Source organism: Pseudomonas sp. S36 (genome assembly GCF_016647875.1).
In the GTDB taxonomy this organism is placed as follows: domain Bacteria; phylum Pseudomonadota; class Gammaproteobacteria; order Pseudomonadales; family Pseudomonadaceae; genus Aquipseudomonas; species Aquipseudomonas parafulva.
Map to the genome: position 1 here is coordinate 83930 of NZ_JACVVG010000012.1, position 19351 is coordinate 103280.

20 protein-coding genes and 1 pseudogene are annotated in these 19351 nt (G+C 63.6%); 19 read left to right on the top strand and 2 right to left on the bottom strand.

What is annotated here, in order from left to right:
* Positions 1-32: 32 nt before the first annotated feature.
* The 7 genes from hslV (at position 33) to IAE36_RS09480 (ending at position 7740) form a co-directional block, all read left to right on the top strand.
* Positions 33-563 (top strand): ATP-dependent protease subunit HslV, encoded by a 531-nt coding sequence (gene hslV, locus IAE36_RS09450; RefSeq protein WP_023533032.1) that lies wholly within the window; start codon positions 33-35, stop codon positions 561-563.
* Between the two features lie 76 nt (positions 564-639).
* A complete protein-coding gene (gene hslU / locus IAE36_RS09455; RefSeq protein ID WP_028631933.1) occupies positions 640-1983 on the top strand; it encodes an ATP-dependent protease ATPase subunit HslU in 1344 nt (447 codons plus the stop codon).
* 148 nt (positions 1984-2131) lie between these two features.
* The gene (locus IAE36_RS09460) at positions 2132-2509 is read left to right on the top strand and encodes a gamma-butyrobetaine hydroxylase-like domain-containing protein (RefSeq protein ID WP_060480749.1); all 378 of its coding nucleotides are present in this window, start codon (positions 2132-2134) and stop codon (positions 2507-2509) included.
* A gap of 268 nt (positions 2510-2777) precedes the next feature.
* Positions 2778-4457: a class II poly(R)-hydroxyalkanoic acid synthase gene (gene phaC, locus IAE36_RS09465; protein ID WP_060480750.1), complete on the top strand. Its 1680-nt coding sequence runs from the start codon at positions 2778-2780 to the stop codon at positions 4455-4457.
* Positions 4458-4518: 61 nt separating this feature from the next.
* Positions 4519-5370, top strand: coding sequence for a poly(3-hydroxyalkanoate) depolymerase (gene phaZ, locus IAE36_RS09470; RefSeq protein ID WP_201212012.1), 852 nt, complete (start codon positions 4519-4521; stop codon positions 5368-5370).
* Positions 5371-5414: 44 nt separating this feature from the next.
* Positions 5415-7097, top strand: coding sequence for a class II poly(R)-hydroxyalkanoic acid synthase (phaC, locus tag IAE36_RS09475; protein WP_201212014.1), 1683 nt, complete (start codon positions 5415-5417; stop codon positions 7095-7097).
* A gap of 13 nt (positions 7098-7110) precedes the next feature.
* Positions 7111-7740 (top strand): TetR/AcrR family transcriptional regulator, encoded by a 630-nt coding sequence (locus IAE36_RS09480; RefSeq protein ID WP_201164243.1) that lies wholly within the window; start codon positions 7111-7113, stop codon positions 7738-7740.
* Positions 7741-7865: 125 nt separating this feature from the next.
* Here IAE36_RS09480 and IAE36_RS09485 read toward each other — a convergent pair whose 3' ends face one another.
* Entirely contained in the window at positions 7866-8528 is a 663-nt protein-coding gene (locus IAE36_RS09485; RefSeq protein ID WP_201212016.1) for a phasin family protein, read from the bottom strand.
* Positions 8529-8696: 168 nt separating this feature from the next.
* On the bottom strand, positions 8697-8972 hold the full coding sequence (locus IAE36_RS09490) for a polyhydroxyalkanoic acid system family protein (RefSeq protein WP_201212018.1): 276 nt from the start codon (positions 8970-8972) through the stop codon (positions 8697-8699).
* 124 nt (positions 8973-9096) lie between these two features.
* Here IAE36_RS09490 and ubiE point away from each other — a divergent pair, with 124 nt between their 5' ends.
* The 12 genes and pseudogenes from ubiE to IAE36_RS09545 all read left to right on the top strand — a co-directional run bounded on the left by ubiE (position 9097) and on the right by IAE36_RS09545 (position 19222).
* Positions 9097-9867, top strand: a complete 771-nt coding sequence (gene ubiE, locus IAE36_RS09495; RefSeq protein WP_028631941.1) for a bifunctional demethylmenaquinone methyltransferase/2-methoxy-6-polyprenyl-1,4-benzoquinol methylase UbiE — start codon at positions 9097-9099, stop codon at positions 9865-9867.
* Positions 9867-10490: a ubiquinone biosynthesis accessory factor UbiJ gene (locus IAE36_RS09500; RefSeq protein ID WP_201212020.1), complete on the top strand. Its 624-nt coding sequence runs from the start codon at positions 9867-9869 to the stop codon at positions 10488-10490. The genes ubiE and IAE36_RS09500 overlap by 1 nt, the downstream gene beginning before the upstream one ends.
* Positions 10487-12106, top strand: coding sequence for a ubiquinone biosynthesis regulatory protein kinase UbiB (gene ubiB, locus IAE36_RS09505; RefSeq protein WP_060480755.1), 1620 nt, complete (start codon positions 10487-10489; stop codon positions 12104-12106). The genes IAE36_RS09500 and ubiB overlap by 4 nt, the downstream gene beginning before the upstream one ends.
* 71 nt (positions 12107-12177) lie before the next feature.
* Positions 12178-12570, top strand: coding sequence for a phosphoribosyl-AMP cyclohydrolase (hisI, locus tag IAE36_RS09510; protein ID WP_201164247.1), 393 nt, complete (start codon positions 12178-12180; stop codon positions 12568-12570).
* A 1-nt stretch (position 12571) separates the two neighbouring features.
* Positions 12572-12907, top strand: coding sequence for a phosphoribosyl-ATP diphosphatase (locus IAE36_RS09515; protein ID WP_201212022.1), 336 nt, complete (start codon positions 12572-12574; stop codon positions 12905-12907).
* Between the two features lie 49 nt (positions 12908-12956).
* Positions 12957-13238, top strand: a complete 282-nt coding sequence (locus IAE36_RS09520; RefSeq protein ID WP_028631946.1) for a twin-arginine translocase TatA/TatE family subunit — start codon at positions 12957-12959, stop codon at positions 13236-13238.
* A 3-nt stretch (positions 13239-13241) separates the two neighbouring features.
* A complete protein-coding gene (gene tatB, locus IAE36_RS09525; RefSeq protein ID WP_028631947.1) occupies positions 13242-13619 on the top strand; it encodes a Sec-independent protein translocase protein TatB in 378 nt (125 codons plus the stop codon).
* A complete protein-coding gene (tatC, locus tag IAE36_RS09530) occupies positions 13616-14404 on the top strand; it encodes a twin-arginine translocase subunit TatC (protein WP_201212024.1) in 789 nt (262 codons plus the stop codon). Before tatB ends, tatC begins: the two co-directional genes overlap by 4 nt.
* On the top strand, positions 14401-15108 hold the full coding sequence (locus IAE36_RS09535) for a 16S rRNA (uracil(1498)-N(3))-methyltransferase (protein WP_201212026.1): 708 nt from the start codon (positions 14401-14403) through the stop codon (positions 15106-15108). Before tatC ends, IAE36_RS09535 begins: the two co-directional genes overlap by 4 nt.
* A 217-nt stretch (positions 15109-15325) precedes the next feature.
* A pseudogene (locus IAE36_RS24035) lies at positions 15326-16270 on the top strand (methyl-accepting chemotaxis protein); the annotation flags it as partial.
* 141 nt (positions 16271-16411) lie between these two features.
* Complete coding sequence (locus IAE36_RS24040) at positions 16412-17125, top strand: methyl-accepting chemotaxis protein (protein WP_442967446.1); 714 nt, start codon at positions 16412-16414, stop codon at positions 17123-17125.
* A gap of 153 nt (positions 17126-17278) precedes the next feature.
* Positions 17279-19222, top strand: a complete 1944-nt coding sequence (locus IAE36_RS09545) for a methyl-accepting chemotaxis protein (protein ID WP_201212030.1) — start codon at positions 17279-17281, stop codon at positions 19220-19222.
* The last annotated feature ends 129 nt before the right edge of the window (positions 19223-19351 follow it).

Below are 19351 nucleotides of genomic sequence, written 5' to 3' on the forward strand. Positions count from 1 at the left end.
GCACTTTCGCCCCGCTGCGTGGAGACTCTCCCTTGACCACCATCGTTTCTGTTCGCCGTAATGGCAAAGTCGTCATGGGCGGCGACGGCCAGGTATCGCTCGGCAATACCGTGATGAAAGGCAACGCCAAGAAGGTGCGCCGCCTGTACCACGGCCAGGTCATCGCAGGTTTCGCCGGTGCCACCGCCGATGCCTTCACCCTGTTCGAGCGTTTCGAAGGCCAGCTGGAAAAACACCAGGGCCACCTGATACGCGCCGCCGTCGAGCTGGCCAAGGAATGGCGTACCGACCGCTCGTTGAGCCGCCTGGAAGCCATGCTGGCTGTGGCCAACAAGGACGCCTCGCTGATCATCACCGGCAATGGTGATGTGGTCGAGCCCGAGGATGGCCTGATCGCCATGGGTTCCGGCGGTGCCTACGCCCAGGCTGCAGCCCGCGCCCTGCTGAACAAGACCGACCTCTCGGCCCGTGAAATCGCCGAAACCGCCTTGAATATCGCCGGTGACATCTGCGTGTTCACCAACCACAACCTGACCATCGAGGAGCAGGACCTGGCCGAGTGATCAGCTGTTCTGGCGCCCTGCCCCGGTGGCAGGGCTTTTCCACGCTGATCCCACTCGCCCGAGGACCGTACCCATCATGTCCATGACCCCCCGCGAAATCGTCCACGAACTCAACCGCCACATCATCGGCCAGGACGACGCCAAGCGCGCCGTGGCCATTGCCCTGCGCAACCGCTGGCGGCGCATGCAACTGCCTGCCGAGCTGCGCGCCGAGGTAACGCCCAAGAACATCCTGATGATTGGCCCAACCGGTGTCGGCAAAACCGAAATCGCCCGTCGCCTGGCCAAGCTGGCCAATGCGCCATTCATCAAGGTCGAAGCCACCAAGTTCACCGAAGTGGGCTACGTTGGCCGCGACGTGGAGTCCATCATCCGTGACCTGGCCGATGCCGCGCTGAAAATGCTGCGCGAGCAGGAGATCATTCGCGTACGCCACCGTGCCGAAGACGCCGCCGAAGACCGCATTCTCGATGTCTTGCTGCCGCAGGCACGCCCCGGCAGCTTCAGCGAGGAAGCCGCACAGACCAGCAACGATTCCAACACCCGCCAGCTGTTCCGCAAGCGCCTGCGCGAAGGCCAGCTGGACGACAAGGAAATCGAGATCGAAGTGGCTGACGCCGTCGGTGTCGAAATTGCTGCACCACCCGGCATGGAAGAAATGACCAATCAGCTGCAGAGCCTGTTTGCCAATATGGGCAAAGGCAAGCGCAAGACCCGCAAGCTGAAGGTGAAAGAGGCGCTGAAAATGGTCCGCGATGAAGAAGCGGGCCGCCTGGTCAACGAAGAAGAGCTCAAGGCCAAGGCCCTGGAAGCTGTCGAACAGCACGGCATCGTGTTCATCGACGAAATCGACAAAGTGGCCAAGCGTGGCAACGTTGGCGGTGCTGATGTATCCCGCGAGGGCGTGCAGCGCGACCTGCTGCCGCTGATCGAAGGCTGCACGGTCAATACCAAGCTGGGCATGGTCAAGACTGACCACATCCTGTTCATCGCCTCGGGCGCGTTCCACCTGAGCAAGCCGAGCGACCTGGTGCCGGAGCTGCAAGGCCGCCTGCCGATCCGTGTGGAACTCAAGGCGCTGACCCCGGAAGACTTCGAACGCATCCTGCGCGAACCACACGCCTCGCTGACCGAGCAATACCAGGCGCTGCTCAAGACCGAGGGGCTGAACATCGAGTTCGTCGCAGACGGCATCAAGCGCCTGGCCGAGATCGCCTACCAGGTCAATGAAAAGACCGAAAACATCGGTGCCCGCCGGCTGCATACCCTGCTCGAGCGCCTGCTGGAGGAAGTTTCGTTCAGCGCCGGCGACCTGGCCAGCACCCATGACGAAGCGCCGATCCTGATCGATGCCGCCTACGTGAACGGCCACCTGGGCGAACTGGCCCAAAACGAAGACCTCTCCCGCTACATCCTCTAAAGCTGCAAGTGGTTAGCTGCAAGCGACAAGCTGAGATGCGTCGCTTGCAGCGGCTGTTTTCTTCAGGTCGATTACGGATGGCTTGAATATCACCGCTCGAAGCTTGTAGCTTGAAGCTTGCCACTTGAAGCTCAAAAAGAGAGATGTTATGGCTCGCATGCCTACCGCCATCAACCTGCATAAAGCGTCGAAAACCCTCAGCCTTACCTACGGGGCTGACGAGGTGTACCACCTGCCTGCCGAGTTTTTGCGCGTGCACTCGCCTTCGGCCGAGGTGCAGGGGCATGGCAATCCTATCCTGCAATTCGGCAAGATCAATGTCGGCCTCAGTGGCCTGGAGCCTGCCGGGCAGTATGCCCTGAAGCTCACCTTCGACGACGGCCACGACAGCGGCCTGTTCACCTGGGAATACCTGGAGCAACTGTGCCTGCGCCAGCAAGCGCTGTGGGCCGAGTACCTCGACGAACTGCACAGGGCCGGCAAGTCCCGCGACCCCGCCGAGTCCGTGGTCAAGATCATGCTCTAGGCTGCGCCTCCCAGCCTTTTCTGCGCACCCTCCCTCCTCGTCTGCTTGACTGTAGTGCAGGCCGCCCTGTGCAGGGCTGTCTTGCGCATTACATGAAACTGGGGTAACCAATGTAGGTGGCCATTTACCTGCACACCCCCTGCCGGCAAGCAGAATGCTTGCAGCACCGCTGATCCTTATCACTGGTTACCCGAGCAGGCGTACCGGGCTCAGGGCTGTGCTTGCCCTACAGCAGCGGTACTCGTCTCAGGACAACGGAGCGTCGTAGATGAGTAGCAAGAACAATGATGATCTGCAGCGGCAGGCCTCGGAAAACACCCTTGGCCTGAACCCGGTGATCGGCATCCGGCGCAAGGACCTGCTGAGCTCGGCGCGCACTGTGCTGCGCCAGGCCATACGCCAACCGCTGCACAGTGCCAAGCACGTTGCCCATTTCGGCCTGGAACTGAAAAACGTGCTGCTGGGCAAGTCGAGCCTGGCCCCGGAACAGGACGATCGCCGCTTCAACGACCCGGCATGGAGCCAGAACCCGCTGTACCGCCGCTACCTGCAAACCTACCTGGCCTGGCGCAGCGAGCTGCAAGACTGGATCGCCAGCAGCGACCTGTCGCCCCAAGACATCAGCCGAGGGCAGTTCGTCATCAACCTGATGACCGAAGCCATGGCCCCTACCAACACCCTGTCCAACCCAGCTGCGCTCAAGCGCTTCTTCGAAACCGGCGGCAAGAGCCTGCTCGATGGGCTGTCGAACCTTGCCCGCGACGTGGTGCATAACGGCGGCATGCCCAGCCAGGTGAACATGAAGGCCTTCGAGGTGGGCAAGAACCTGGGCACCAGCGAAGGCGCCGTGGTGTACCGCAACGATGTGCTCGAGCTGATCCAGTACAGCCCCATCACCGAACAGGTGCATGCGCGGCCCTTGCTGGTGGTGCCCCCGCAAATCAACAAGTTCTATGTGTTCGACCTGAGCCCGGAAAAGAGCCTGGCGCGGTTCTGCCTGCGCTCGCAACAGCAGACCTTCATCATCAGCTGGCGCAACCCGACCAAAGCCCAGCGCGAATGGGGCTTGTCCACCTACATCGATGCGCTCAAGGAAGCCGTCGATGCGGTGCTGGCCATCACCGGCAGCAAAGACCTGAACATGCTCGGTGCCTGCTCTGGTGGCATTACCTGTACAGCCCTGCTGGGCCACTACGCCGCCCTGGGCGAGCACAAGGTCAACGCCCTGACGCTGCTGGTGAGCGTGCTCGACACCACCGTCGATACCCAGGTGGCGTTGTTCGTCGACGAGCAGACCCTGGAGGCCGCCAAGCGCCACTCCTACCAGGCCGGCGTGCTGGAAGGCAGCGACATGGCCAAGGTGTTCGCCTGGATGCGCCCCAACGACCTGATCTGGAATTACTGGGTCAACAACTACCTGCTGGGCAACGAGCCTCCGGTCTTCGACATCCTGTTCTGGAACAACGACACCACGCGCCTGCCGGCAGGCTTTCATGGTGACCTGATCGAGATGTTCAAGAACAACCCGCTGACCCGCCCCGGTGGCCTGGAAGTCTGCGGCACGGCCATCGACCTCAAGCAGGTGCAGTGCGACATCTTCAGCGTGGCTGGCACCGCCGACCACATCACCCCCTGGCAGTCGTGCTATCGCTCGGCGCACCTGTTCGGCGGCAAGGTAGCGTTCGTGCTGTCCAACAGCGGGCATATCCAGAGCATTCTCAACCCGCCGGGCAACCCCAAGGCGCGCTTCATGACCGGGGACGACCGCCCCGGCGACCCGGTGGCCTGGCAAGAGAACGCCATCAAGCATGCCGACTCCTGGTGGCTGTACTGGCAGGGCTGGCTGGCCGAACGGGCCGGCGAGCTGAAAAAGGCCCCCACCCGCCTGGGCAACCGCACCTACCCAGCCGGCGAGGCCGCACCCGGCACCTACGTGCACGAACGCTGAGCCATTGCCCGTGGCGCGCTGCATGGCGCCACGGTGTCTCCTTCACCCAAGAGCCACGCGCATGCCGCAACCCTATATTTTCAGAACCGTCGAGCTGGACAACCAGTCCATCCGTACCGCCGTTCGCCCGGGCAAACCCCACCTCACACCCCTGCTGATCTTCAACGGGATTGGCGCCAACCTGGAACTGGTCTTTCCATTCATCGAAGCGCTGGAACCGGACCTGGAAGTGATCGCCTTCGACGTCCCGGGTGTCGGCGGCTCATCGACACCGCGCCATCCCTACCGCTTCCCGGGGTTGGCCAAGCTCACCGCACGCATGCTCGACTACCTCGATTACGGCCAGGTCAACGTCATCGGCGTGTCCTGGGGCGGCGCGCTGGCCCAGCAGTTCGCCCACGACTACCCCGAGCGCTGCAAGAAGCTGGTGCTTGCCGCCACCGCAGCCGGCGCGTTCATGGTGCCGGGCAAGCCCAAGGTGCTGTGGATGATGGCCAGCCCCCGCCGCTACATCCAGCCGTCTCACGTGCTGCGTATCGCCCCGCTGATCTACGGCGGCGGGTTCCGCCGTGACCCGGATCTGGCCCTGCATCACGCCGCCAAGGTGCGTTCCGGCGGCAAGACCGGCTATTACTGGCAACTGTTCGCCGGGCTTGGCTGGACCAGCATCCACTGGCTGCACAAGATCCGCCAGCCCACCCTGGTGCTGGCCGGCGACGACGACCCGCTGATCCCCCTGATCAATATGCGCCTGCTGGCCTGGCGTATTCCCAATGCCCAGCTACACATTATCGACGACGGCCACCTGTTCCTGATTACCCGGGCCGAGGCAGTGGCCCCGCTCATCATGAAGTTCCTGGAGCAGGAGCGTCAGCGCGCCGTGATGCACCCGCGCCCCGCCTCGGGCGGTTGATCGCCACACGCTAGCCGTAAATGGACTGCACAAGGAGTGTTGCCATGACAGACAAACCGGCCGCAGGCACCCGGGCGCCCCACACCGTCGAACTGCAGATGGAAAATGCCATGGTCGGCCTGCGCGGCCGGGACCTGGTATCGACCCTGCGCAGCGTCGGGCGCCATGGGCTGCGCCACCCATTGCACACCGCCGGCCACCTGCTGGCGCTGGGTGGCCAGTTGGGTCGGGTGCTGCTGGGGGACACACCCCACCAGCCCAACCCCCGCGATGGCCGCTTCAGCGACCCCACCTGGCGCGAAAACCCGCTTTACCGCCGCGGCCTGCAAGCGTGGCTGGCGTGGCAGGGGCAAACCCGGGCGTGGATCGACGAAAGCCACCTGGACGAGGACGACCGGGCCCGGGTGCACTTTCTGTTCAACCTGCTCAACGACGCCCTGGCACCGAGCAATTCGCTGCTCAACCCCCAGGCCGTGAAAACCCTGTTCGATACCGGCGGCCAGAGCCTGGTGCGCGGCGCCGCTCAACTGCTCGAGGACCTGCGCCACAATGGCGGGCTGCCGCGCCAGGTGGACGAGCGCGCCTTCGAAGTGGGCGGCAACTTGGCGACCACCCCTGGCAGCGTGGTGTTTCGCAACGACATGCTGGAGCTGATCCAGTACCAGCCCATGAGCGAAAAGCAGCACGCGCGCCCGCTGCTGGTGGTGCCGCCCCAGATCAACAAGTACTACATCTTCGACCTCAGCCCGGCCAACAGCTTCGTCCAGTACATGCTCAAACACGGTTTGCAGGTATACATGGTCAGCTGGCGCAACCCCGACGCCCGTCACCGCGAATGGGGGCTGTCCAGTTACGTGGCGGCGCTTGAAGCAGCGCTCAACGCCTGCCGCAGCATCAGTGGCAGCCGTGACCCCAACCTGGTTGGCGCCTGTGCAGGCGGCCTGACCATGGCCGCGCTTCAGGGCCACCTGCAAGCCAGGCAACAATTGCGCCGGGTGCGCAGCGCCACCTACCTGGTCAGCCTGCTCGACAGCGCGTTCGACAGCCCCGCCAGCCTGTTCGCCGACGAGCAAACCATCGAGGCTGCCAAACGCCGCTCCTACCAGCGTGGGGTGCTCGACGGTGCTGAAGTCGCGAGGATATTCGCCTGGATGCGGCCCAACGACCTGATCTGGAACTACTGGGTCAACAACTACCTGCTGGGCAAGACGCCCCCGGCCTTCGACATCCTCTACTGGAACGCCGACAACACCCGCCTGCCGGCTGCGCTGCATGGCGACCTGCTGGACTTCTTCAAGCTGAACCCGCTGACCCGGCCCGGGGGGCTTGAGGTGTGCGGTTCGCCCATCGACCTGCAGCAGATCAACATCGACAGTTTCACAGTGGCCGGCAGCAACGATCACATCACCCCGTGGGACGCGGTGTACCGCTCGGCAACCCTGCTGGGCGGCAAGCGCCGCTTCATACTCGCCAACAGTGGGCATATCCAGAGCATCATCAACCCCCCAGGCAACCCCAAGGCGTATTACCTGGACAACCCGCAGCTGCCGGGCGACCCACGTGCCTGGTTCCATGATGCCCAGCGCAGCGAGGGCAGCTGGTGGCCGCTATGGATGACGTGGATAAAGGCGCGCTCAGGCCCGCTCAGGCCGCCCAAAGGCCTACCGGGCAACGCCACCTACCCGGCGCTGGGCCCTGCACCCGGTACTTACGTGTTGACCCGATGAGCGTGCCGACCGCATGAAAACCCGCGACCGTATCCTTGCCTGCGCCCTGGCGCTGTTCAACGGCAAAGGCGAGCCTAACGTTTCCACGCTGGAAATCGCCAACGAGCTGGGTATCAGCCCGGGTAACCTCTATTACCACTTTCACGGCAAGGAGCCTTTGGTACTGGGGCTGTTCGAACGCTTCGAGGAAGCGTTGATGCCCTTGCTGGACCCGCCTGTGAACCTGCGCCTGGAGGCCGAGGACTACTGGTTGTTCCTGCACCTGATCGTGGAGCGCATGGCCGAGTACCGGTTCCTGTTCCAGGACATGTCCAACCTGGTGGGGCGCCTGCCCAGGCTGGCCCGTGGCATGCGCCGCCTGATCAACGCGCTGAAGCATACATTGGCGGCGCTGCTGGCGAGCCTCAAAGACCAGGGGCTGGTAGAGAGCGATACCCAGGCGTTGGGGCAGTTGGTGGAACAGATCACCCTGGCCCTGCTGTTCTCGCTGGATTACCAGCGGGTGCTGGGCCGCGAGGGGGATGTGGGGGTTGTTGTGTATCAGGTGATGCTGCTGGTGGCCCCGCACCTGCAGCCTGCTGCCCGTGCTGCGGCTGAACAACTGGCGCAGGGTTATCTCAGGGGTTACAGGTGCCCACCTTGAGGGTGGTTTCGCCTGTGAGACAGAGCGCCGCCAGCGCGGCGCTCGATCTACGCCCCCATACAACCCAAGGCATACGCCTGGTAGCCATCACGCGGCCCCGGCCACCCCATGCAAACTGACTTGCGTCAGGCCTGTGGACCATCGCCAGCGGCAGCGGACGCCGTGGTGGTAGATGCCGCCGGGGCAGCCGCTGGCTTGGCCGGGGCTTTTCGGGTTGCGGGTTTTTTCGCAGCGGTGGTTTTTGCAGCAGCCGGCTTGGCGGCTGCAGGTTTGACCGCCGCCGTCCTGGTCGCAGGCTTGGCCGCTGTGGCCTTGGCCAGTGGCTTGGCGGCAGTGCCGGAAGCCGGTTTGGCGGCAGCGGCACGGGTAGAAGCTGGCTTGGCCGAAGCGCCGGTGAGCTTCTCGATCTGCTTGGTAAGGGCCTCTACCTGGCCTTGCAGGGCCTTGATCTCATTGCGGCTTGGCACACCCAGGCGCGAGATTGCACTGTTCAGGCGCTTGTCGAAGGCCTCTTCCAGTTCGCTCCATTTGCCCAGGGCCCGGTCCTTCACCCCTGCCACACGCGAAGAAGCAGACGACTTGGCGGTGTCGGCCACGTCATCGGCAGCTTTCTTGGCCTTCTTTTCGGCCTTCTCACCGTCCTTGACCAGCGAGTCGAACAGCTTGGGGCCGTCCTGATCGATTTTGGAATAGATGCCCAGCCCCGCCAGCCAGATTTTGCGGGAGTACTTCTCAACCCCCCCGACCCAGGAGCTACCGTCTTTTTCAGCGTTCTTCTTGCCAGCCATCCTGCTCTCCTTGTGGTTTACGCGCGCCTCAACGGAAGGTGTAGACGCAATACCCAGGCGCTTCAAGGCGCCACGTACCCGTGCGTCGTAACCGTGGGCCAAACCATCAAGGTAGGAGGTGAATTTAGAAACGTCACCCTAAGGTGAACAGCGCATGCGCACGGTGACTCACACCAGTGCCTTGTCCAGGGCGCGTTCGATTTCGCCCTTGATGGTGCCGCTCATCATCGACAGCATCATGCCCAGCTTCAGGTCGACACGAATGCTGTCTTCACCGATGTGCACGCTACCGTTGGCGCCACCGCGGGCCACATCGACCCGGTCGCCATTCCAGGTGGCCTTCAAGTCGTACTCGCGGCTGAGCTTGTCGACCAGCGCCTGCGCCTTGGCACGGGCGGCCTCACGGCCGAGGGTGTGTTTGCGTTCGACGCTGATCTGGGTCATGCAGGTGTTCCTGAAGATGTAGACATAATTGGCATTATGCCCGCCCCTGCCCAACGGCACACCCCGCCAAGACAAATCCGCGCGTTCGCCCTAGAATGGCGGTAATTTTTTTCGGTGAAGCGATATGAACGACCAGCGCAAAGGCGACCACGCCGAACCCACCACCCATTTTGGCTATCAGGACGTGCCTGAAAGCCAGAAGGCGAAAAAAGTCGCCGAAGTGTTCCATTCGGTAGCCGCCAAGTACGACCTGATGAACGACGTGCTGTCCGGCGGCATGCACCGCCTCTGGAAGCGCTTCACCATCGAACTGTCGGGTGTACGCACCGGCAACCGTGTGCTGGACATCGCCGGCGGCACGGGCGACCTGGCCGCCAAGTTCTCGCGCCTGGTCGGCCCGACTGGCCAGGTTGTATTGGCTGACATCAACGAATCGATGCTCAAGGTGGGTCGCGACCGCCTGCTCGACCGTGGCGTGGCAGGCAATATCGAGTTCGTCCAGGCTGATGCCGAAAAGCTGCCCTTCCCCGACAACCACTTCGACTGCGTGACCATCGCCTTCGGCCTGCGCAACGTCACCCACAAGGAAGACGCCATCCGCTCGATGCTGCGGGTGCTCAAGCCTGGCGGGCGGCTGCTGGTGCTGGAATTCTCCAAACCGACCAACAAATTCATGTCCAAGGCCTACGATGCCTACTCGTTCGCCTTCATGCCGCTGGCCGGCAAGCTGATCACCAACGATTCGGAAAGCTACCGCTACCTGGCCGAGTCCATCCGCATGCACCCGGACCAGGAAACCCTCAAGGCAATGATGGTTGCAGCCGGCTTTGACCGCGTTACCTACCACAACATGACCAGCGGCATCGTTGCCGTGCACCGGGGGATCAAACCCTGATGCTGCTGGCCGGGCTGCTCGCCAGCGTGGAGCACGGGCTCAACCGCATCCTGCGCATGGACAGCACGGCCATGCCGCGCCTGGCTGCACTGGAGGGCAAGGTCATCGAGATCGACTGCCAGCAACCGGCCTTGCAGGTGTTCATCCTGCCGGACGAGCAGGGGCTGATGCTCGCCAGCAGTTGGGAAGGCAGCGTTGACTGCACCCTGCGCGCCCCCGCCGGCAGCCTCGCCCAACTGGCCCTGGCCCGGGACAAAACCGCCGTGCTGCATAGCCCTCAGGTGGAGCTGCACGGTGATACCGCTGCACTGCTCGACCTGTTCGGCATCCTCCAGGATCTGGAACTGGACTGGGAACACGAGCTGCAGAACTGGCTGGGCCCCGTGCCCACTGCGCTGCTTGCAGGCCATGTTCGCCTGCGTGCCCGCTGGACACGCCAGAGCCTGGCCCGCTTGAGCCAGAGCCTGTCCGAATACCTGGCAGAAGAGTCACGTACACTGGTGGGCAAGCGCGAGGCCGAAGCGGCCTTCAGCGAAATAGACACCCTGAAGCTCGACACCGAACGCCTCGAGGCGCGCCTCAAACGCCTCTCCCGATCCCTTGATACCAGCGATAACGCATGAAGTTGCTCGCCGTCCGCCGTCTTTTCCGTATTCAGCGTGTCGTCATCCGGTACCGGCTGGACGACCTGCTGTTCGACTACCCGCTGCCTTGGTGGCTGATGAGCCTGCGCCTGCTGATGCCCTGGCGCTGGCTGCCACGCCGCGCCAGTGAGCTCAGCCGCGGTGCACGCCTGCGCCTGGCATTGCAGGACCTGGGGCCTATTTTCATCAAGTTCGGCCAGCTGCTGTCCACCCGCCGCGACCTGCTGCCCACCGACATTGCCGACGAGCTGATGCTGTTGCAGGACCGGGTACCGCCCTTCGACCCGCAGAAGGCCGTGGCACTGATCGAGGCGCAACTGGGCGCCACGGTTGCCGAGGTGTTCAGCCGTTTCGACGTGGAACCCCTGGCGTCTGCTTCGGTGGCGCAGGTGCATGCCGCGCGCCTGAAAAGCGGTGAGGAAGTGGTGGTAAAGGTGGTGCGCCCCGGCCTCAAACCGGTGATCGCCGCCGACATCGCCTGGCTGTTCCTGATCGCCAAGGGCGCCGAGCGCATCTCTGCCGATGCCCGCCGCCTGCACCCGGTGGACGTGGTGTGCGACTACGAAAAAACCATCTACGACGAGCTCGACCTGCTGCGTGAGGCCGCCAACTCCAGCCAGCTGCGGCGCAACTTCGAAGGCTCCGACCTGATGTACGTGCCCCAGGTGTACTGGGACTGGTGCCGCCCCAAGGTGCTGGTGATGGAGCGCATCTACGGCGTGCCGGTCACCGACATGGCCACCCTGGCCGACCAGGGCACCGACATGAAGATGCTGGCCGAGCGCGGTGTGGAGGTGTTCTTCACCCAGGTGTTCCGGGACAGTTTCTTCCACGCCGACATGCACCCGGGCAACATCTTCGTCAGCACCGTCAAGCCGTGGAGCCCGAAGTACATCGCCATCGACTGCGGCATCGTCGGCAGCCTGACCGACGAGGACCAGGACTACCTGGCGCGTAACCTGATCGCCTTCTTCAAGCGCGACTACCGCCGTGTCGCCCAGTTGCACATCGACTCCGGCTGGGTGCCTGCCAACACCAAGGTCAACGAATTCGAAGCAGCAATCCGTACGGTGTGCGAGCCCATCTTCGAAAAGCCGTTGAAGGACATTTCGTTCGGCCAGGTACTGATGCGCCTGTTCCAGACCGCGCGCCGCTTCAACATGGAAGTGCAGCCGCAGCTGGTGCTGTTGCAAAAGACCTTGCTCAACATCGAGGGCCTGGGCCGCCAGCTGTACCCCGAGCTGGACCTGTGGAGCACTGCCAAGCCCTACCTGGAACGCTGGATGCGCGACCGCATGAGCCCCAAGGCCGTGCTCGGCAACCTGCATAGCCAGGTCGAACAGCTGCCGCACCTGGCCAACATGACCCGCGACCTGCTGGAACGGCTGTCGCAGCCGCACCTGCACGACCCACAATTGCCTGAGCGTCGCCGCCAGGGTGACCACTGGGCACTGCGCCTGTTGGGTGCAGGCCTGTTGGGCGGCGGGGCGGTGCTGGCTGCCACTGCGGCCCAGGCCGGCAGCCTGGCGGCCCCTGCGGCGTGGCCGGCCTGGCTGATGCTGGCCGCAGGCCTTTACCTGGTCGTGCGCCAATAGCCAGCCGCGCCTGCGGCTGGCACACTAGCGCAAGGGCCCGGGACAGAAACGGGCCGGCTTTGGAGTCGACGATGAAAGACTGGCTGGACGAGATCAAGTGGAACAGCGATGGCCTGGTACCGGCCATCGCCCAGGACCACAAGACCGGACGCGTACTGATGATGGCCTGGATGAACCGCGAAGCGCTGGCCCTGACGGCCGCCGAGGAACGGGCTATCTACTGGTCGCGTTCGCGTGGCAAGCTGTGGCGCAAGGGTGAAGCGTCCGGTCACGTGCAGAAGCTGCATGAAATGCGCCTGGACTGCGACGCCGACGTGATCATCCTGATGGTCGAGCAACTGGGCCATATTGCCTGCCATACCGGTCGCGAAAGCTGCTTCTACCGCGTGTATGAAGGCGGCCAGTGGAAAACCGTCGACCCGGTCCTGAAAGACCCCGATGCCATCTACAGCGCAGGACACTGACATGAGCGACACCCTCAACCGCCTGGCCGAAGTGCTGGAAGAACGCAAGCAAGCGGCTCCAGACAGCTCCTACGTGGCCAGCCTGTACCACAAGGGTTTGAACAAGATCCTCGAAAAGCTCGGTGAAGAGTCGGTGGAAACCATCATCGCCGCCAAGGACGCCGCCATCAGCAAAGACTGCAGCGATGTCATCTACGAAACAGCCGACCTGTGGTTCCACAGCATGGTGATGCTCAGTGCCCTGGGCCAGCACCCCCAGGCTGTGCTGGATGAACTGGAGCGGCGCTTCGGCTTGTCCGGGCACGACGAGAAGGCTGCACGCCAGCCGTCTGCCTGACAGAAACACGGTCCGCACAGGGCCAATACACATTGTTCAGGAGTACGAAATGGGTATCTTTGACTGGAAACACTGGATCGTCCTGCTGGTCGTCGTGGTGCTGGTCTTCGGCACCAAGAAGCTGAAGAACTTCGGCAGCGACCTGGGCGAGTCGATCAAGGGCTTCCGCAAGGCCATGAGCGAAGAAGAGAACAAGCCGGCCGAGCCTACGCCACCGCCAGCCCAGCCCGTTCCCCCGGTGCAGCCGGTGCAGAACACCGCCCAGGCCAACCAGGGCCATACCATCGATGGTCAGGCACAGCCGGTCCACGAGCCGCAGCGGAAAGACTGACCTATGTTCGGCATCAGTTTCAGCGAGCTGCTGCTCGTCGGCCTGGTCGCGCTGCTGGTGCTCGGCCCCGAGCGCCTGCCAGGGGCGGCGCGCACGGCCGGCCTGTGGATAGGCCGCCTAAAGCGCAGCTTCAACAGCATCAAGATGGAAGTCGAGCGCGAGATCGGCGCCGACGATATCCGTCGCCAGCTGCATAACGAGCACATTCTGCAGATGGAAGAGGAAGCCAAGCGCATCCTCAACCCGAACGCGACACCCACGCAGCCCACGGTCACCACCGCCACGGTGCAGCCACCTGCGGGCCTGGAACCCAAGCCCAGCGAGCCGCCGGCCGCCCCGGCCACACCCTCCGAACCGCCACAACCGCCGCGAGTACCATGAGCGAGAACCCGGAACACGATCAGCCCATGCCGCTGGTTTCGCACCTTACCGAACTGCGCACCCGCCTGCTGCGTTGCGTAGCGGTCATTTTCCTGATTTTTGCCGGGTTGTTCTCCTTCGCCCAGCAGATCTACACCCTGGTGTCGGCACCGCTGCGTGACCACCTACCGGCCAACGCCACGATGATCGCCACCGACGTGGCTTCGCCGTTCCTGACCCCGTTCAAGCTGACCATGATCGTGTCGCTGTTCCTGGCGATCCCGTTCATCCTGCAGCAGATCTGGGGCTTTATCGCGCCGGGCCTGTACCGTCACGAAAAGCGCATCGCCATCCCGCTGCTGGTTTCCAGCATCCTGCTGTTCTATGCCGGCATGGCGTTTGCGTATTTTCTGGTGTTTCCGCTGATATTCGGCTTCTTTGCCAGTGCGACCCCAGAAGGCGTGTCGATGATGACTGACATCGCCAGCTACCTGGACTTCGTGATGACGCTGTTCTTCGCCTTCGGCGTGGCCTTCGAAATCCCCGTGGCCGTGGTGCTGCTGGTGTGGATTGGCGTCGTGGATGTGAAGTACCTGAAAAAGATCCGCCCCTACGTGATCATCGGCTGCTTCGTGGTGGGCATGGTGCTGACACCGCCCGACATCTTCTCCCAAACGCTGCTGGCAGTGCCCATGTGGCTGTTGTTCGAAATCGGCGTGCTGTGCGGCAGCCTGATTCGCAAGCGAAGCGCAGGTGAGCCAGACGCAGGCGACCACCAAGACCAGCCGCCTGCGAGCCAACCGTGAACCTGTTGCTGCTTGAGGAGGCCGACTTCGTGTCGGCCGACCGTGTGGTACTCGCCGACCGGCGCTTTACCCACATGCAGCACATCCACCGCGTGGTGGAGGGTGATTCGCTGCGCGTGGGCCGCATCAACGGCATGATGGGCAAGGCCACGGTGGTGCGGCTGGCGCCGCACGAGGCTGAGCTTGAGGTCAGCTTCGACCAGCCGCCGCCAGCCAAACTGCCGCTGACCCTGGTGCTGGCCGTGCCGCGCCCGAAAATGCTGCGCAGGCTGTTCCAGACGGTCGCCACCCTGGGCGTGCCCAGGCTCATTCTGGTGAACAGCTACAAGGTCGAGAAGAGCTTCTGGCAAACGCCGTTCCTGCACCCTGACGCCATTCGTGAGAACCTGGTACTAGGGCTGGAGCAGGCACGTGACACCGTGCTGCCCGAGGTCATCATCGAAAAGCGCTTCAAGCCGTTCGTGGAAGACCGCCTGCCCGCCATCGCAGCCGGCACCCTCGGGCTGGTTGGCCACCCCGGCCCCTACCCCGCCTGCCCACGGGCAGTGGAACAAGCAGTGACCCTGGCCATCGGCCCGGAGGGCGGCTGGATACCCTACGAGGTCGACCTGCTTGCCAATGCCGGCTTGGCGCCGGTGCAACTGGGGGATCGCATACTGCGGGTGGAAACGGCGGTCACCGCGCTCTTGTCGCGAATTTTCTGACAAGTTAGTCAGCATTTTCCACCATCAAGTTTCCCTCTCCCGGGCCGATGGCCTTGGCAACAACAATGAATCGTGCTGCCAAGCCGCCAGGGAGTTACCTATGAATCGATGGTTAACCCAGCTACTGGGAAACGTGAGCGTCATCCGCAAACTGGGGCTGGGTTTCGGCCTGGTCCTGCTGTTGACGCTGAGCACTACCCTGACTGGCTGGCACGGCATGGACAGCATCATTGGCCGCGGTGACAAGCTGGGCAACATCTCGCTGATCCAGCAATACACACAAGAACTGCGCATCGCCCGGCAGCAGTACGAGCGCCAGCGCGACGAGGCCTCCATAGGCGAACTGGACAAGGCCTTGGCCAACCTCGACCGGCAGGTGCAGTTGATGCTGGGGCAGATCGAGCAGCCTGCCGACCACCAGCGCCTCGAGCAGCAGCGCGATGCGGTTGCCGGTTATCAGCAGGCCTTCGTCGCGTTGAAACAGGCCGGCCAGCGCCGCGAAGCCAGCCGCCAAGTACTGGGCGACAGTGCCGACAAGGCTGTGGAGCTGATCGGCCGGGTGCAACAGCGGTTGCTCGAAGCCGGTGACATTACCCCATACAACCAGGTGGTCACGGTCAGCAGCCTGCTGCAGCAGGCGCGCTTCCAGGTGCGCGGTTACACCTACAGCGGTAATGCCGAGTACCAGCAAACCGCGCTCAAGGCCATCGACCAGGCGGTGACAGAGCTGCGCGCACTGCCGGCCAGGCTGCCGGCCGAATACGCCGCAGGCCTGGACGACGCTGCGACCGCCATGGGCGGCTATCGCGATGCGGTGCTGCAGTTCGGCCAGGCCCAGGCGGCCAGTGCCCAGGCGTTGCAGGGCATGGTCGAACAAGGTGCCGTGCTGATGCAGACCAGCCAGGCCATGACCACCTCGCAGACATCCGTGCGTGACGCAGCCGCCGCCCAGGCCAAAGTGCTGCTGGCCGTGGCCACCGTGCTGGCGCTGGCCCTGGGTTTGCTGGCTGCCTGGGCTATCACCAGGCAGATCATCGTGCCCCTGCGCGAGGTGCTGCGCAGTACCGAACGCGTAGCCAGCGGTGACCTCACCCTGAACGAGCAGCGCCCTCGCGGTGACGAACTGGGCCAGTTGCAAGCCAGCGTTCAGCGCATGACCCGCGGCCTGCGCGAGCTGATTGGCGGCATTGGCGACGGGGTTACCCAGATCGCCAGTGCGGCAGAGGAGCTGTCTGCAGTGACCGAGCAGACGAGTGCCGGCGTCAGCAACCAGAAGGTCGAGACCGACCAGGTCGCCACCGCCATGAACCAGATGACCGCCACCGTTCACGAGGTGGCGCGCAATGCCGAACAGGCCTCGGAGGCCGCGCTGATGGCCGACCAGCAGGCCCGTGAAGGAGACCGGGTGGTGAACGAGGCGGTGGCGCAGATCGAGCGCCTGGCCCGTGAAGTGGTCAACTCCAGCGAGGCCATGAGCCAGCTCAAGGGCGAGAGCGACAAGATCGGCAGCGTGCTGGATGTGATCAAGTCGGTGGCCCAGCAGACCAACCTGTTGGCACTCAATGCGGCCATCGAAGCTGCCCGGGCTGGTGAAGCCGGGCGCGGGTTCGCCGTGGTGGCCGACGAGGTACGCAGCCTGGCGCAACGCACCCAGCAGTCGACCGAAGAGATCGAAGAGTTGATCGCCGGCCTGCAAAGCGGCACCCAGCGTGTGGCCAGCGTGATGGACAACAGCCGCCAGTTGACTGACAACAGTGTGGAGCTGACCCGCCGCGCCGGCACTTCGCTGGATACCATCACCCGCACCGTGTCGTCGATCCAGGCCATGAACCAGCAGATCGCCACAGCCGCCGAGGAACAGACCGCCGTTGCCGAGGAAATCAACCGCAGCGTGATCAATGTGCGCGATATCTCCGACCAGACTTCGTCGGCCAGTGAGCAGACGGCAAGCTCCAGCGTGGAGCTGGCGCGGTTGGGCACGCACCTGCAGGGTTTGGTAGGCCGGTTCAGGCTATGATCCGGCAACGAGCATAGGTAATTCTTCGTACAGCACAGGGTGAAGATTCCTACCTGATTATCAGGTCAAGTCCTACACCTGCTCCGCCGATTGGCAAGGGTGTGATGCGCGCAAAGCGCTTGCATCCCCTTTCCAACCGAACGGAGACTCACCATGCTCGGCTACCTGAACCGCAAGCTCGGCAATATCAGCGTCGCAGCCAAGCTGGCCCTCGGCTTTGCCGTGGTCCTGCTGCTGACGCTGATCACCACCATCAGCGGATGGCGCGCCCTCGATGGCGCGATTGTCCGCTCACAGCAGCTCAGCGAAATAGGCCGCATCAACGACCTGACCAAGGACCTGCGCGCTGAACGCATCACTTACCGTGTGCTGAACGACGACACCAGCAAGGCACGCATCGCCAGCATTCTGGAGCAGCTGGACACCATGCTGACCACCCTGCAACAACGCAGCAGCGTGGAAGAATCGCGGCAGATCCTCACGGACAAACTCGCCCTGCTGCAGCAACTGCGCGGCGATTTTGCCGAGCTGCAACGCACAACGGCCGGCCGCAGCACACTGCGTGAAGCCATGCAGGCGCAACAGGAACGGCTCAACGCTGCCATCGACGAGCTGGAAACCCAGGCACTGCTGAAGATGCCAGCGGACGGCCAGCAAGGCGGCGTACTGGGCATGATGGACACCCTCAGCCGCCATGTGGAAAGCGCCAACCAGCAGAGCCTGATGCCCGCCTACACCTTCTCGCCCATGGAGGATTTCGCCAAGGTGGGCGACAAGGCGCTGGACGCCGCCGACACCAGCCTTGGCCAGTTGATCAAGGCCGTGGCACCACTGGGCCTGCCCCGCACCGTGACAGAGCTGCCAGGCAGCGAGCTGGCCAGGTACCGAGCGGCTGTCGAGCAGTACCGCCGCGCTGCACTGCGTGCCGAACAGTTGCAGAACGGCATGGAGAAAAAGGGTGATGAACTGCGCGCGGTCAGCCTGGAGCTGGGCAAGCGCAAGGTGGAGCAGCGCGACCGTGAGGCGCTGGCGGCGCGTTCACTGCTTACCAGCGTCGCCCTGCTGGCGCTGGTAGTGGGGGTGATTGCCGGGTGGCTGATTACCCTGCAGATCACCCAGCCGCTGCGCCAGACCCTGGTGGTGGCGGCGCGCATCGCCAAGGGCGACCTGAGCCAGGTAGAAACCGTGCAGCGGCGTGACGAGATGGGCCAGTTGCAGACCAGCATGCGCGAAATGACCCTGAGCCTGCGCGAGCTGATTGGCGGCATCGACAAGGGTGTGGGGCAACTTTCCCAGGCTGCCACGCAACTGGCAGCCAGCAGCGAGGACACCAAGCTGCGGATCAGCCAGCAACGCGAAGAAACCGACCAGGTGGCCACCGCCATGAACCAGATGAGCGCCACGGTACAAGAGGTCGCGCAGAACGCTGAACAGGCCTCGATGGCCGCGACCAACGCGGACCAGCAGGCCCAGGAGGGCGACCAGGTGGTGGCTGAAGCCATCGGCCGTATCGAACAGCTGGCCGGGCAGATGGACCATTGCCTGGCAGCCATGCAGCACCTGGCCGGCGAAAGCCAGCGTATCGGCAGCATTCTGGACGTGATCAAGTCGGTGTCCGAACAGACCAACCTGCTGGCCCTCAATGCCGCCATCGAAGCGGCAAGGGCCGGTGAAGCAGGGCGCGGCTTCGCCGTGGTGGCCGATGAAGTACGCGGCCTGGCCCAGCGTACGTCCACCGCGACCGAAGAGATCGGCCAACTGATAGACAGCCTGCACAACGGCACCGATGAAGTGACCCGGTTGCTCGACAACAGCAAGAACCTCACCGAACAGAGCGTGGAACTGAGCCGCAGGGCCGGGCATGCGTTAAGCCAGATCACCGATACGGTGTCGAGCATCCAGGGCATGAACCAGCAGATCGCCACGGCCAGCGAGCAGCAGAGCGTGGTGGCCGAGCAGATCAACCGGAGCGTGCTGAATGTGCGCGACGCGTCCGATCAGACCAGTGTCGCCAGCGAGCAGACGGCCGAATCCAGCGGCGAGCTGGAACAACTCGGCCAGCAACTACGCGGGATGGTGGGGCGTTTCAACATCTGAGGGGGTGAGGCAGCCCAGGTATGGGAGCAACTGTCTTACACAAAAACTCGCGGTTGGCGCAATTCTTGTGGGAGCGGGTTTACCCGCGAATGCTCTGCCTCTGCGTTCGCGGATAAACACGCCCCCACC